Raw genomic sequence first — 13,972 nt, 5'->3', positions numbered from 1 at the left:
CTCGAATCAGGATGCGAACAAGGCGTTGAAGGCGCGGGCGCGGCGGGTGACTTCCTGCGCGCTGTCGGCACCGAACAGGCCGTGGATCACCGCCAGCAGGTCGGCGCCATGGGCGACCAGCGCAGCGGCGTTGTCGAGGGTAATGCCGCCGATCACCGCGATCGGCAGTTTCACCTGGGCGCGAGCCTGCTTCAGCAGTTCGATGTTGGCAGCGGGGGCGCCTGGCTTGGTGACGGAGTTGAAGAAGCGGCCGAAGGCCACGTAGCTGGCACCTTCGCTGGCAGCCTGGGCGGCCAGTTCGAGGCTGGCGTGGCAGGTGGCACCGATGATCGCCTGGCGGCCGAGCAAGGCGCGGGCCGGGGTCAGCGGGCCGTCGGTCTGGCCCAGGTGCACGCCGACGCCCAGGCGCGCGGCCAGTTCGGCATCGTCGTTGATGACCAGCTGGGTGCCGTAGCGCTCGCAGAGCTTCATCAGCCCTTCGGCTTCACGCAGGCGGCGCGCGGCGTCGTCGCTTTTGTCGCGGTACTGCAGCAGGCACACGCCGCCTTCCAGTGCCGCCTCGACATGGGACAGGAAACGACCAGCGAGCAGCTGGCTGTCGGTGATGGCGTACAGACCGCGTAGCTTCATTGAAGGCCTCGTGTCAGGAGCAGAAATCCAGCGGCAGACGGCGCGGCACGAACTGGCCCTTGCCCAGCTGTTCGGCGTCACGCAGGGTGCGCCAGGTGTAGTCCAGGGCGCTGCGTACGGCGCTTTCCAGTTGCTCGCCGAGGGCCAGGCGGCCGGCCAGGGCGCTGGCCAGGGTGCAGCCCGAGCCGTGGTAGCTGCCCGGCAGGCGCTGGCAGGTCCAGGTGTGGCGCTGGCCGTCGCGGCTGTACAGGCGGTTGTGAATTTCGTCTTCGTCGCCGTGACCGCCGGTAATCAGCAGGTGTCTACAGAACGGCAACAGTTTTTCGGCACACTCGTCGGCGCTGCCTTCGGGCAGTTCGGCAAGGATGCGGGCTTCGGGCAGGTTCGGCGTGGCGATGGTCGCCAGCGGCAGCAGGCGTTCGCGCAGGGCGTAGCCCACTTCGTCCTTGCCCAGGCGGCCGCCACCACCGGCACGCAGCACCGGGTCGCAGACCAGCGGCAGGTGCGGGTGGGTGGCCAGCAGTTCGGCGACGGTGTCGACCATCTCGATCGAACCGAGCATGCCCAGCTTGACGGCGGCCACCGTGGCGTCGGCCAGCACGGCGTTGGCCTGGGCCAGCACCCACTCGCGGTCAAGCACGCGGAAGTCGGAAACGTTGACGGTATCCTGCACGGTCAGGGCGGTCACTGCGGGTGCGGCGTGACAGCCTTGGGCGATCAGGGCTTCGATATCTGCCTGCAGGCCGGCGCCGCCACTGGGGTCGTGGCCGGAGAGACAGAGGACAACGGGGCGGGAGCTGTAGGTATTCATGGTCGGCGAGCTTATCACCAATCCTGTTTGGGCGGATCGTCCTACAAACGAGTTTTGTTGATCATAAGGTCAGATTTTATTCTTGTTTATTTGTGAAAGCATTGATTTAGAGCCGTTTCTTTGTGATTGGATATGGTCGATTACCAGGTTGCGAAGCTATGCTAGAGTGCTCGGATAACTCTACAAACGGGTTCTGCCGGATCACGTCGTCTCAAACGGATGGGAGGCTACCGCGACTCGACCGGACAGGCCATGCTGGGGCTATATGCGCTATTTGCTGATTGTGCTTCTGGGCTTGCTGCCCATGCTGGCTGGAGCCGTCGATTTCGACGACGCTACCCGGCATCTTCCGCTGGGCAAGGCCATGCAGGTTTATGAAGACCGCGATGGCAGTACCAGCATCGCCCAGGTCAGTGCCCCTGGGTTCGCCAAGTACTTTCGCCGCCACCACGAAGACGTGTTGAACGCCGGTTATTCTACCTCGGTGTTCTGGATCAAGGTCGAACTGCGCCCTGTCGCCGCGCCCGGCACCGCCCCACGGCAATGGCTGCTGGAGCTGGCCTATCCACCGCTGGACCACCTCGAGCTGTATCTGCCCGACCACAGTGGCAGTTACCGCCTGGTCCAGCGCACCGGTGATGCCTTGCCCTACGACAGCCGGCAGATCCGGCAGAACAACTACCTGTTCGAGCTGCCGTTGGTGCCTGGCCAGGTAACCACCGCCTACCTGCGCCTGCACAGCCAGGGCTCGGTGCAGGCGCCGCTGGCACTGTGGTCCGCCGAGGCCTACATGGAGCAGCAGCCCACGCGCCTTTATGTGCTGGGGATGATCTACGGCGTACTGCTGGTGATGCTGGTGTACAACCTGTTCATCTACCTCAGCGTGCGCGACGTCAGCTACCTCTACTACATCCTCTATATCGCTTCGTTCGGTTTTTACCAGGTGTCGGTGAATGGCGCCGGTGTGGCCTACTTCTGGCCGGACAGCCCCTGGTGGGCGAATGCCTCGACGCCGCTGTTCATCGGGGCCGCTGGCCTGTTCGGCTGCCAGTTCGCCCGGCATTTCCTGCAACTTGGCAGCGTCAGCCGTGGTTTAGACTGGCTGCTGCAGCTGCTGATGCTGGGTGGCGCGCTGGTCATGCTGCTGGCGGTTAGCATGCCCTACGGCGTCGCCCTGCGCATGGCCACGGTGCTGGCCTTGCTGTTTACCGTGAGCATCTTCGCTGCCGGGCTGTACGCCTGGTGGCGTGGCTTGCGCGTGGCACGCTGGTTCATCATCGCCTGGACGGCGTTCCTGCTCGGTGGCCTGGTCAATACCCTGATGGTGCTGGGCTACCTGCCAAACGTGTTCATCACCATGTATGCCAGCCAGCTGGGCTCGGCGCTGGAGGTGGCCTTGCTGTCGTTGGCGCTGGCCGACCGTATCAACAGCCTGCGCGAGCAGCAGGCGCAGACCTTGCGTGACACTGGGCGCACGCTGGAGCAACTGAACTTGCAACTGGCCAGGAGCAACCGCCTGAAAGACGAGTTTCTGGCCAGCGTGACCCATGAGCTGCGCACGCCGATGAATGGTGTGATCGGCTCGCTGGAGCTGATGCACACCCTGCCGATGGAGGCCGAAATGGCCCAGTACCATCGAACGGCGGTGGGGTCGGCCCAGGGCATGATGGAGATGGTCGATGCCATTCTTACCCTGTCCGAACTGCAGGCCGGCCGCCTGCGCGCGCAGCCGGCGCCGTTCAGCCTGCGTACCCTGTTGCAGGGCTTGCGCGCCGGTTATGCCGGGCGGGCTTTGGGCAAAGGCTTGTACCTGAGCCTGGACATCCCCGCCGACTTGCCGGACGAGCTGCTGGGCGACGGCCAGAAACTGGCCCACTGCCTGGGATGCCTGGTGGACAACGGGCTGAAGTTCACCCACCAGGGCGGGGTGATGATTCAGGTGCGTGGCCGCCGGGCGGGGACGGATGACCTGGCGCTGACTTTCATTGTCAGCGACAGCGGTATTGGCTTCGATGACCTGGACCAGTCGACCCTGTATCAGCGCTTCTTCCAGGTCGATGGCTCGATGACCCGGCATTATGGCGGGCTGGGGATCGGCTTGTCGATTTGCCGGCAGATGGGGGAGTTGCTGGGGGCGCGGTTGTCGCACGAGTCGACGCGGGGGTTGGGGAGCCGGTTCGAGTTGAGTTTGAACATGGCTGTTTCGCAGGTGCAGATGGGCCCGGACATCTTGCAGACGCGGCGGTCGTTGTGAAGGCATGGCTTTAGGTTGGGGCTGGCAGGTGTCGTGGCGAACACCAGTCAGCCCTGATGCATCCTCAACACATGCGCTCCCCACCACATGTTTAGTCATTAATGTCACTTTGACTGACTCGTACAGAGTGCTTCACTGGGTCTCTCAAGCTACCCGGATCCAGGAGCCCCCGATGAACCTGCACCAGTACGCTGAAACCCACGAAGTCACCAACCAGCCACCGCCCCTCGACGGTGCCAACCTGTACCGCCTCGACCTGCCGCTACAGGAATGGTCGCGGCGCTTTGGCGCGGGTTGGGCCGAGTCGCGGATCGATGCCTACGGGGCCCTGGCCGGTGGCCCGTTGATGCAGGCGGGTTTCCTGGCCAATGCGCACAAGCCGGAGTTCAGCAGCCATGACCGCTACGGCCATCGCATCGACCTGGTCGAATTCCACCCGGCCTACCACGAACTGATGCGCACCGCCGTCGAGCACGGCCTGCCTTCGCTACCGTGGGCCGAACCCCGCCCTGGCGCCCATGTGGCGCGGGCTTCGATGACTTATCTGCACAGCCAGGCCGAGGCCGGTACCGGCTGCCCGCTGACCATGACCTTCGCTGCCGTGCCTGCGCTGCGGCTGCAGCCTGAGCTGGCCGAGTACTGGCTGCCGAAGATCCTCGCCTGCGAATACGACCCGCGCAACGTCGGCGACCGGCACAAGGCCGGGGTCACCCTGGGCATGGCCATGACCGAGAAGCAGGGTGGCACCGATGTACGCGCCAACACCACCCGGGCTTATCCGGTCGGTGCCGCTGGCCCGGGCCAGGCCTATGAGCTGGTCGGGCACAAGTGGTTCTGCTCGGCACCGATGTGCGATGCCTTCCTTACCCTGGCACAAACCGACAAAGGCCTGAGCTGCTTCCTGCTGCCGCGTCACCGCCCGGACGACAACCGCAACCAGTTCTATATCCAGCGCCTGAAGAACAAGCTGGGCAACAGCTCCAACGCCTCCAGCGAGGTGGAATTCCGCGGTGCCCTGGCGTGGATGGTCGGGGAAGAAGGGCGGGGTGTGCCGACCATCATCGAGATGGTGGCCATGACCCGCTTCGACTGCATGGTCGGCTCCAGTGCCCTGATGCGCCAGGCGCTGACCCAGGCGGCCCACCACTGCGCGCACCGCAAGGTCGGTGGGCGGCTGCTGAGCGAGCAGCCGTTGATGCAGAACGTGCTGGCCGACCTGGCCCTGGAAAGCGAGGCCGCGCTGGCCCTGAGTCTGCGCATGGGGCAGGCGCTGGAGCAGCTGGACGACCCGCAGCAGGCGCATTTCGCCCGGCTGGTCACGGCGGTGGGCAAGTACTGGATCTGCAAGCGTGCGCCGGCCATGATCAACGAGGCTGCCGAATGCCTGGGTGGGGCGGGTTATGTGGAAGACAGCATCCTGCCACGGCTGTACCGCGAAGCGCCGGTCAACTCGACCTGGGAAGGCTCGGGCAATGTGCAGTGCCTGGATGTGTTGCGGGCCTTGTCCAAGGAACCGGGCGTGCTCGATGCGCTGTTCGCCGAGCTGGGTGATGGGCACGGGGACCCGCGCCTGGCGGCGCACATCGGCAACCTCAAGGGGGCGTTTGCCGACACTGGCGACATGCAGTACCGCGCGCGGCAGCTGACCGAGGATATTGCCCTGGCGCTGCAGGCCAAGCTGTTGCTGGAGGCGGGCAATGCGGTGGTCAGTGATGCGTTTATCGACAGCCGCTTGGCGGGTGGGGGGCGCGTTTATGGGGCGTTGCCGCGGGGTGTGGATGTGGCGGCATTGGTGGCCAGGGCTACACCAGCCTGGGCGAACTGAGCTGGCTTCTCGCGGGCGTGCCCGCGAATGAATCCAACACCGATCAATGGGGGTGTATTTAGCCAAGAAGGCAGGCAAGATGGTTCACATGCATGTCCAGACAGGAAGCACAGTGTGAGCCAAGCTTTTGTAGTCGTTGATACCCCCGAACAGGCCGTCGACCGTTTGGCGGCCCTGCATGAACAGGCCACCGGGGCCCTTAGCCAGGCCCTCAAGCGTTACCTGAAGGACCGTACCGAGCCGGGCGCCGAAGAGCGCGACCTGTTCCGCTACCCGGCGCTGCGCCTGACCTACTACAGCCACGGTGAAGTCGCCGCCACCACGCGGGCCTACGCCAAGGTCCAGGTGGCCGGGACCTACAGCGTCACCATCACCCAGCCAGCTGCATTCCGTGGCTACCTGCTGGAGCAACTGCGCCCGCTGATGCATGACTACACCGTTACGGTAGAGGTCGGTGTCAGCGAACAGAACATCCCTTATCCCTACGTGGTCGACCAGGGCGACGAGCTGGCCGGCAGCGGCATCACCGCCGCGCAACTGGCGCGGGTGTTCCCCAGCACTGACCTGTCGGCTGCCACCGACAATATCGCCGATGGCCTTTGCGACTGGGGCAGTGCCGAAACCCTGCCGCTGGCGCTGTTCGATGCCGCACGGGTCGACTTCTCGCTGCGCCGCCTGGTGCACTACACCGGCAGCGACTGGCGCCATGTGCAGCCGTGGATCCTGCTGACCAACTACCACCGCTATGTCGACCAGTTCATCAGCCACGGTCTCGACCAGTTGCGTGACGACCCGCGCTTCGTGCGCATGGTGCTGCCGGGCAACGTGGTGATCGAAAAGGGCATGGATCACGGTGAAACCCAGGCCCTGGTGGCCAGCGTGGTCTGGCACCGCTACCAGATGCCGGCGTATCACCTGATCGCCGCCGACGGCGACGGCGTCACGCTGGTCAATATCGGCGTCGGCCCGTCCAATGCCAAGAACATCACCGACCACCTGGCCGTGCTGCGCCCGCACTGCTGGCTGATGATCGGCCACTGCGGCGGCCTGCGGCAGTCGCAGACCATCGGCGACTATGTGCTGGCACACGCCTACATGCGCCGTGACGGCATTCTCGACCGGGTGGTGCCACCGAACATCCCGATTCCGGCCCTTGCCGAAGTGCAGCTGGCCTTGCAGGAAGCTGCCGCGCAGGTCACCGGCGAGCGTGGCGAACAGCTGAAGAAGCGCCTGCGCACCGGCACCGTGCTGACCTACGATGACCGCAACTGGGAGCTGCGCTGGGCCCAGGAACGGCCGCTGATCAACCTGTCGCGTGCCGTGGCGGTGGACATGGAAAGCGGTACCATCGCCGCCCAGGGTTACCGTTTGCGCGTGCCTTACGGCACCTTGCTGTGTGTGTCCGACAAGCCGCTGCACAGCGAGATCAAGCTGCCGGGCTCGGCCAACGCCTTCTATAACCGGGCGGTCAGCCAGCATTTGAAGATCGGCATTGCCGCCCTCGACCTGCTGCGTACCGAGCTCAACTCGCTGCACTCGCGTAAACTGCGCAGTTTCGATGAGCCGCCGTTCCGCTGAGGATCCATGTCACTGCCACCCCGTTCCAAGCCGCGCCGCCCCCAGGCGCGGCCTGCCACTGGCCCGCGTCGCCAGCCCAAGGCGCCACCGGCCGAGTCGCGCCTGATCCTGTTCAACAAACCGTTCGACGTGCTGACCCAGTTCAGCGACGGCGACGGGCGCGCGACGCTCAAGGACTACATCGACATCCCGGGCGTATACCCGGCCGGGCGGCTGGACCGCGACAGTGAAGGCCTGCTGCTGCTGACCAACGACGGCGGCCTGCAGGCGCGCATTGCCGACCCGAAGCACAAGCTGGCCAAGACTTACTGGGTTCAGGTGGAGGGGGAGCCGAGCGAGGAGCAGTTGCAGCGCTTGCGCGATGGCGTGGAGCTGAACGACGGGCCGACCTTGCCGGCCGAGGCGCGGCGCCTGGACGAGCCGGCGCTGTGGCCGCGCAACCCGCCGGTACGGTTTCGCAAGAGCGTGCCGACCAGCTGGCTGGAGCTGGTGATTCGCGAAGGGCGTAACCGCCAGGTGCGGCGGATGACGGCGGCGGTGGGGTTGCCGACCTTGCGCCTGGTGCGGGTGCGGATTGGCGACTGGGCGCTGGACGGGTTGGAGCAGGGCTGCTGGCGCGAAGTGGCCGCCAAGCTCTAGTCCAGTTCAAGGGCCTATTCGCGGGCACGCCCGCTTGTATGGCGCTGTACCTGTGGGAGATGGCCCAGCCCTTTGGTCTGCGCTGTCGCATAGAGAACTGAATTCGCAAGCGGTCCGTGCATCCTGTGGGAGCGGCTAATTCAGCGAGTTATGTGCAGTTCTATGAGAGCGGGCGTGCCCGCGAATGGCCCTGCAATTTATTACACCCCTTCCAGAAACCCCACCACCACGCTCTTGATGATGAAGGCCAACACCCCCAGCCCCAGCACGAAGAACAGGATCAGCGTCCCGAACCGCCCGGCCTTGGACTTTTTCGCCAGGTCCCAGACGATGAAACCCATGAAACCGATCAACACGGTGACCAGGATGATCATCATCCACTCTTCGAATACGGCGGGATCCATCAGTGTTCTCCAGGCGGGTTGAGCGTCCGATTATACGCCTGCTGGCGTAGGCAATTAACGCAGGTGGGTCAATGGCAGCTCGGTGCTGGCCAGCACCTGGTTGAGCACGAAGCTCGAACGCACGCTGGTGACGCCTTCAATACGGGTCAGGCTGCCTAGCAGCAGTTTCTGGTAGTGGTCCATGTCGGGCACCACCACTTTCAGCTGGTAGTCGGCATCCATGCCGGTGACCAGGCTGCACTCGAGCACCTGGGGCAGGTTGCGGATGGCCGCCTCGAATGTTTCGAAACGCTCCGGGGTGTGACGATCCATGCCGATCAGCACGTAGGCCGTCAGGCTCAGGCCCAGCTTCTTGCGGTCGAGCAGGGCCACCTGGCGCGAGATGTAGCCATCGTCCTCCAGTTGCTTGACCCGACGCGAGCATGGCGAAGGCGACAGGCCGATGCGTTCGGCCAATTCCTGGTTGGAAATGCGCGCATCGCGCTGCAATTCGGCGAGGATGCTCAGGTCGTAGCGGTCAAGTTTGCTCATGGTTTATGCCTTTTCTGTTCGGATTGCGGTGAATTATCAATCCAGGGTGAAAAATTGCGCAAGTGCTATTTATCTGAGCAATCTTCGCAATCATCTGCCGCAACTGCTTCGGTATCTTTATCCACAGAATCACTGCCCGGACATCAGTCCACGGCGACGCGCCCTAGGCGGGCGGTCGCGGCCAGCCATCCAACAGGATCTGCAGGCCCCCGGGCTACACACCTTCCAGAAGACGGTGTGAGGTGAGCCGGCGCCACAAGTGCCGAGCACGGACGACAATTCCTGAAGGGAGGCCCTGTGGCCTCCCTTTTTTCATGGCTGGAAATTTAATTGGCCTGCGTTACGGGCGCGGTAGACTGGCTGTGGTTGCCGTATTTTCTACCGAGAGGAACAGCATGAAGTCACGCATCTGGCAGTTGGCAGGTGTTGGTGTGTTGGGAGCGAGCATCAGCCTCGGGGCAATGGCCGAAGGGCCGGGCGAGGGGGCGCCAGGGCGCTCGCTCAATTCGCGTGACGAAGTGCAGCAGACCCAGCCGCCGCGTCAGGGCTACTATCAGGATATTCCCCGCCGCCATGGCGATAACCGCTACTGGGAAGGCGGTGGCCCAGGGCAACGGCCTGGCGGTGACTGGCAGGGGCGCCCGGACGGTCATGGCAATGGCTGGGGGCCGGGGCCGCAGTATCGTCCGGGGCACACCATCGATCACTTCCCGGACCGCTACTGGAAAGTGCCCTACCGTGGCGATGATTACTTCTACTCCGGTGGTTACTGGTACCGCCCTCATGGCGGCCGCTATGTCGTGGTGGCCCCGCCCTACGGCGTGCGGGTCAATTACCTGCCGCCCTATGCGCGGGAGGTCTGGCTGGGTGGGGCGTTGTTCTTCCTGGTGGCCGATACCTATTACCAGTACCAGGCTGACAGCCGCGATTACGTGGTGGTCAACCCGCCGGTTGCCGCGCCGGCACCTGTAGGCGGTGGGTATGACGTGGTGGCCTACCCGATGTATGGGCAAGGGCAGGAACAGCAGGACCAGGACCGTTACCAGTGCCACCGCTGGGCCGTGAACCAGTCAGGCTTCGACCCGGCAACGGCGACTCATGCGCCGCCGGCCAACGTGGCTGACAACTACCGGCGGGCGTTGGGAGCATGCTTCAGTGGCCGGGGCTACAGCATCAACTGAAGCGGGACACGTCCCTGCAACGGAGAGCCCTGTGGGAGCGGGTTTACCCGCGAAGAATGCGACGCGGTGCATGGCACCGGCTGTGCCGGTGTTCGCGGGTAAACCCGCTCCCACAGTTACGCTCACTGATTCACACCGGATCCGCATGCACCATCACATCCGCCTGTGGATAATGCTGGCGGATCACCCGTGAGGCCTCCACGCACAAGGCGTGCGCTTCATGCAGCGGTAACTGCCCCGGCATCTCCAGGTGCAGCTGCACGAACCACTGGTTGCCCGACACCCGCGTACGCAGGTCATGCACGCCTTCCACTCCGGGAATGGCCAGCACCAGCGCAGCCATGTCCTCGCCAACATCGCCGGGCAGTGCCTGGTCCATCAGGATGGCCGTACTCTCCCGGGCGATCTGTAGCGCGCTCCAGAGGATGTAGACGGCAATGCCCAGACCGAACAGCGCATCCAGCTGCGGCCAGCCAAAGCGTGCCAGCAGCAGGGCCAGCAGGATGCTGCCGTTGAGCAGCAGGTCCGAGCGATAGTGCAGGGAGTCGGCCCGCACCGCCGTGGAGCCGGTCAGGCGGATGACCTTGCGTTGCAGTGCCAGCAGGGCAAGGGTCAGCACCAGCGACAGCAGCATTACCGCGATACCGGTGGTGGTATCACCGAGGGGTTGCGGGGTATGCAGGCGTTCCACCGCCTGCACCCCGATCAGCACCGCACTGACCCCGATGAACAGCGCCTGCGCCATACCGGCCAGGGCTTCGGCCTTGCCATGACCGAAACGGTGGTCGTCGTCGGCCGGGCGCAAGGCATAGTGCACGGCGAGCAGGTTGAGGAACGAGGCAACGGCATCCAGTGCCGAGTCGGTCAGCCCGGCCAGCAGGCTCACCGAGCCGCTCAGCCACCAGGCCAGCGCCTTGCTCAGGACCAGGATGCTGGCCACCGCCAGTGATGCGCGGGTGGCCAGGCGTAGCAGACGCTGGTGTTCAGCTGGGGTGGTCGTCATCCGTGGTCAGTGTCCTTGTGGTTCAGGCTGCCGGCACCAGGCCCAGGCTGGCCAACTGCTCGATGCTGCCGCGATGCTGGATCAGCCGTGGGTCGTTCAGCGGCAGGCGCTGGCCCAGTTCGCTTTCGAGAATGGCCTGCAACTTCAGGTTGTCGACCTTGCCATCGGGGCTGACAGCCTCGCGCAGTTTGACCGGGTCGACCTGGGCAGATCGTCCGCCTGAGTAATAGATGGCGCCCGTGGCGAAGTCGATACCGAAGGCGATCAGCCCCGGGATCACGTAGAACAGGATGCCGATGGCATCCATTGCGGCAACCACAGGGTCGATCTTGCCGCCGATCTGGCCGCGACGCTCCGGGTAGAGAATGGTGCCGCAGGCGGTCAGTTGGGTCAGCAAGGTGACGATGAGGGCGCCACCGATGACGCGGGTTGGGATGCGCATGTAAATCTCCGAATAGGTATTCAGCAGGGCAAGCGAAGCGCCTGCACCTGAAGCTAAGACCATGATAGAGCAGGCTGGGTTCGCCGTTATACTCGCGGGACTGTTCGAGGACCACCATGATTTCATTACCGATCGATGCCGTCTTGCCCGCCTTGCGCCAGGCCCTGGAAAACCGTGATGAAGCGGTGCTCGAGGCGCCACCCGGCGCGGGCAAGACCACCCGCGTACCGCTGGCGCTGCTCAACGAGCCATGGCTGGCCGGGCAGCGCATTCTCATGCTCGAGCCCCGGCGCCTGGCGGCGCGCGCGGCTGCTGAACGGCTGGCCAGCGAGCTGGGCGAGCAGGTTGGCGAAACGGTGGGCTACCGCATTCGCCTGGACAGCAAGGTCGGGCCTGAAACCCGCATCGAGGTGGTGACCGAAGGTATCCTCACCCGCCGCCTGCAGGCCGACCCGGCGCTGGAAGGTGTGGGCCTGCTGATTTTCGACGAATTCCACGAGCGCAGCCTCGACGCCGACCTGGCCCTGGCATTGAGCCTGAATGGCCGCGAATTGCTGCGTGACGAGCCGCCCCTGAAGATTCTGCTGATGTCCGCGACCCTGGAGGGCGAGCGCCTGTCGCGGCTGCTGGACGATGCCCCGGTGGTCAGCAGCGAAGGCCGCATGTACCCGGTCGACATCCGCTGGGGGCGACCTTTCCAGCCGGGGGAGTTCATCGAGCCACGGGTGGTGGACAGCGTGTTGCAGGCGCTGGCCGACCAGGCCGGCAGTGTGCTGGTGTTCCTGCCGGGCCAGGCCGAAATCCGCCGGGTGCACCAGAGCCTGCAGCAAGCGTTGGCTGAACGGCCCGAAGTCCTGCTCTGCCCGCTGCATGGCGAACTCGACCTCAATGCCCAGCGAGCGGCTATTGACCCGGCGCCCAAGGGCCTGCGCAAGGTGGTGCTGGCCACCAACATCGCCGAGACCAGCCTGACCATCGACGGCGTGCGCGTGGTGATCGACGCCGGCCTGGCCCGGGTACCGCGCTTCGACCCCGGCAGCGGCATGACCCGCCTGGACACCCAGCGCATCTCCCGCGCCAGTGCTACTCAGCGCGCCGGCCGTGCCGGCCGCCTGGAACCGGGCGTGTGCTACCGCCTGTGGTCCGAAGCCCAGCATGACCAGCTGGCGGCCCATGGCAGTGCCGAAATCCTGCAGGCCGACCAGGCCGGCCTGGCCCTGCAACTGGCCCGCTGGGGCGTTACGCCCGAGCAGTTGCGCTGGCTAGACCAGCCACCGGTGGCCGCCTTCGCCCAGGCCCAGGACCTGCTGGCGCGGCTCAATGCTTTCAAGCCGGGCAGCCGTGACAACCTCAGCGAACACGGCCAGGCCATGGCCGAGCTGCCGGCGCATCCACGTATCGCGCATTTGCTGTTGCGCGGCCAGGACCTGGGCCTGGCACAAATGGCCTGTGACGTGGCGGCTTTGCTGGGGGAGCGGGATATCCAACGTGGTGGTGGCGCCGATTTGCACAGCCGGCTGGCCCTGGTCAGCGGCGAGAGCAAGGCGGCGCGTGGCGGCCAAGGTGGCGTGCAGCGTGCCCGACAGCTGGCCCGCCAGTACCGCGGCCTGTTGCGTGGCAAGGCCAGTGCACCGGTCGCCGACCCGGAACACCCGCGCTGGCTGGGTGCACTGCTGGCGCTGGCCTATCCTGACCGCGTCGCCCAGCAGCGCCGCGAGGGCGGTGCCGAGTACCGGCTGGCCAACGGCCGTGCGGCGCTGTTTGCCGAAGTTGATGCACTGATGAAGTGCCCGTGGCTGGTGATCGCCGACCTGGGCAGCCGCCAGGGCCAGCGCGAAGAACGCATCTACTTGGCTGCCGAGTTCGATCCGGCGCTGCTTGAGGGCGTGCTGGCCGAGCAGGTCGAGCGGGTTGATATCCTCGACTGGGACGAACGCGAGCAGGTGCTGCGCGCCGAGCGCCAGGTCAAGGTCGGCGAGCTGGTGCTCAGCCGTGAGCCGCTGCCCGGCCTGGATGACGAAGCCCGGGCGCGGGCGTTACTGGGCCTGGTCAGGCGCAAAGGCCTGAATCTGCTGACCTGGACGCCGGAGCTGCGGCAATGGCAGTCGCGTGTGGCGCTGTTGCGTCAGCTCGACCTGGCCAAGGAGGGCCATAGCGAGTGGCCCGATCTGAGTGACGAAGCTTTGCTCGCCAGCCTGGCAGACTGGTTGCAGCCCTATCTGGGCAAGGTGTCGCGGCTCAGCCATTTTGCCGCGCTGGACCTGCCGTCGATGCTGCGCAACCTGTTGCCCTGGCCGCTGCCGCAGCGCCTGGAAGAACAGGCCCCTGCGCATCTGGCGGTGCCGTCCGGCTCGAATATCCGCCTGGACTACAGCGAAACCCCGCCGATCCTCGCCGTGCGCCTGCAGGAGCTGTTCGGCCTGGCCGACACCCCACGCATCGCCAATGGCCGCCAGCAGGTCAAGCTGCATCTGCTGTCACCGGCGCGCCGCCCGGTACAGGTGACCCAGGACCTGGCCAACTTCTGGCGCACGACCTATGCCGAGGTGAAGAAGGACCTGAAAGGGCGTTATCCGAAGCATTACTGGCCGGATGACCCACTGGTGGCCGAGGCTACGGCACGGGCCAAGCCTCGGGGGACCTGACAGCAGCATTATCCGGTCAAGTGATGAGC

Annotated in this window: 12 protein-coding genes; 6 read left to right on the top strand and 6 right to left on the bottom strand. The window is 65.2% G+C overall.

The genetic code is table 11. The features are described from left to right. Positions 1 to 6: 6 nt before the first annotated feature. Together thiE and FQ664_RS22660 are read right to left on the bottom strand one after the other, a co-directional pair. Entirely contained in the window at positions 7 to 630 is a 624-nt protein-coding gene (thiE, locus tag FQ664_RS22665; RefSeq protein WP_144175042.1) for a thiamine phosphate synthase, read from the bottom strand. Positions 631 to 643: 13 nt separating this feature from the next. Continuing rightward, entirely contained in the window at positions 644 to 1,441 is a 798-nt protein-coding gene (locus FQ664_RS22660; protein ID WP_144175040.1) for a hydroxymethylpyrimidine/phosphomethylpyrimidine kinase, read from the bottom strand. 265 nt (positions 1,442 to 1,706) lie between these two features. Here FQ664_RS22660 and FQ664_RS22655 point away from each other — a divergent pair, with 265 nt between their 5' ends. The 4 genes from FQ664_RS22655 to FQ664_RS22640 all read left to right on the top strand — a co-directional run bounded on the left by FQ664_RS22655 (position 1,707) and on the right by FQ664_RS22640 (position 7,737). Further along, positions 1,707 to 3,695 (top strand): sensor histidine kinase, encoded by a 1,989-nt coding sequence (locus FQ664_RS22655; protein WP_144175038.1) that lies wholly within the window; start codon positions 1,707 to 1,709, stop codon positions 3,693 to 3,695. 172 nt (positions 3,696 to 3,867) lie between these two features. Continuing rightward, positions 3,868 to 5,520 carry an acyl-CoA dehydrogenase family protein gene (locus tag FQ664_RS22650; RefSeq protein WP_144175036.1) on the top strand — a complete coding sequence of 551 codons (1,653 nt, stop codon included), beginning with the start codon at positions 3,868 to 3,870 and terminating at the stop codon, positions 5,518 to 5,520. 114 nt (positions 5,521 to 5,634) lie between these two features. After that, on the top strand, positions 5,635 to 7,098 hold the full coding sequence (gene amn, locus FQ664_RS22645; protein ID WP_144175034.1) for an AMP nucleosidase: 1,464 nt from the start codon (positions 5,635 to 5,637) through the stop codon (positions 7,096 to 7,098). A gap of 6 nt (positions 7,099 to 7,104) precedes the next feature. Beyond that, entirely contained in the window at positions 7,105 to 7,737 is a 633-nt protein-coding gene (locus tag FQ664_RS22640; protein WP_144175033.1) for a pseudouridine synthase, read from the top strand. Between the two features lie 200 nt (positions 7,738 to 7,937). On the opposite strand, the gene FQ664_RS22635 is transcribed toward FQ664_RS22640, so the two are convergent. Continuing rightward, positions 7,938 to 8,141, bottom strand: coding sequence for a DUF2788 domain-containing protein (locus FQ664_RS22635; protein ID WP_013974331.1), 204 nt, complete (start codon positions 8,139 to 8,141; stop codon positions 7,938 to 7,940). Positions 8,142 to 8,195: 54 nt separating this feature from the next. After that, positions 8,196 to 8,672 (bottom strand): Lrp/AsnC family transcriptional regulator, encoded by a 477-nt coding sequence (locus FQ664_RS22630; RefSeq protein ID WP_003249795.1) that lies wholly within the window; start codon positions 8,670 to 8,672, stop codon positions 8,196 to 8,198. A 395-nt stretch (positions 8,673 to 9,067) separates the two neighbouring features. Between FQ664_RS22630 and FQ664_RS22625 the strand changes: the two genes are divergently transcribed. Continuing rightward, positions 9,068 to 9,853, top strand: coding sequence for a DUF6515 family protein (locus FQ664_RS22625; protein WP_144175031.1), 786 nt, complete (start codon positions 9,068 to 9,070; stop codon positions 9,851 to 9,853). Between the two features lie 130 nt (positions 9,854 to 9,983). Here FQ664_RS22625 and FQ664_RS22615 read toward each other — a convergent pair whose 3' ends face one another. Continuing rightward, positions 9,984 to 10,856 (bottom strand): cation diffusion facilitator family transporter, encoded by an 873-nt coding sequence (locus FQ664_RS22615; protein WP_144175030.1) that lies wholly within the window; start codon positions 10,854 to 10,856, stop codon positions 9,984 to 9,986. Positions 10,857 to 10,878: 22 nt separating this feature from the next. Beyond that, positions 10,879 to 11,298: a hypothetical protein gene (locus FQ664_RS22610; RefSeq protein ID WP_013974328.1), complete on the bottom strand. Its 420-nt coding sequence runs from the start codon at positions 11,296 to 11,298 to the stop codon at positions 10,879 to 10,881. Positions 11,299 to 11,414: 116 nt separating this feature from the next. On the opposite strand from FQ664_RS22610, the gene hrpB reads away from it, so the two are divergent. Continuing rightward, the gene (gene hrpB / locus FQ664_RS22605; RefSeq protein WP_144175028.1) at positions 11,415 to 13,943 is read left to right on the top strand and encodes an ATP-dependent helicase HrpB; all 2,529 of its coding nucleotides are present in this window, start codon (positions 11,415 to 11,417) and stop codon (positions 13,941 to 13,943) included. Positions 13,944 to 13,972 lie beyond the last annotated feature (29 nt).

Source organism: Pseudomonas persica (genome assembly GCF_900291015.1).
Lineage (GTDB): Bacteria > Pseudomonadota > Gammaproteobacteria > Pseudomonadales > Pseudomonadaceae > Aquipseudomonas.
This window is presented reverse-complemented; position numbering and strand designations above follow the sequence as displayed.

Coding starts and splice junctions, on each gene's coding strand:
- FQ664_RS22615 (WP_144175030.1), bottom strand. CDS start 10,856: ATGACGACCACCCCAGCTGAACACCAGCGTCTGCTACGCCTGGCCACC.
- FQ664_RS22655 (WP_144175038.1), top strand. CDS start 1,707: ATGCGCTATTTGCTGATTGTGCTTCTGGGCTTGCTGCCCATGCTGGCT.
- thiE (WP_144175042.1), bottom strand. CDS start 630: ATGAAGCTACGCGGTCTGTACGCCATCACCGACAGCCAGCTGCTCGCT.
- FQ664_RS22630 (WP_003249795.1), bottom strand. CDS start 8,672: ATGAGCAAACTTGACCGCTACGACCTGAGCATCCTCGCCGAATTGCAG.
- FQ664_RS22660 (WP_144175040.1), bottom strand. CDS start 1,441: ATGAATACCTACAGCTCCCGCCCCGTTGTCCTCTGTCTCTCCGGCCAC.
- FQ664_RS22610 (WP_013974328.1), bottom strand. CDS start 11,298: ATGCGCATCCCAACCCGCGTCATCGGTGGCGCCCTCATCGTCACCTTG.
- hrpB (WP_144175028.1), top strand. CDS start 11,415: ATGATTTCATTACCGATCGATGCCGTCTTGCCCGCCTTGCGCCAGGCC.
- FQ664_RS22650 (WP_144175036.1), top strand. CDS start 3,868: ATGAACCTGCACCAGTACGCTGAAACCCACGAAGTCACCAACCAGCCA.
- FQ664_RS22640 (WP_144175033.1), top strand. CDS start 7,105: ATGTCACTGCCACCCCGTTCCAAGCCGCGCCGCCCCCAGGCGCGGCCT.
- FQ664_RS22635 (WP_013974331.1), bottom strand. CDS start 8,141: ATGGATCCCGCCGTATTCGAAGAGTGGATGATGATCATCCTGGTCACC.
- FQ664_RS22625 (WP_144175031.1), top strand. CDS start 9,068: ATGAAGTCACGCATCTGGCAGTTGGCAGGTGTTGGTGTGTTGGGAGCG.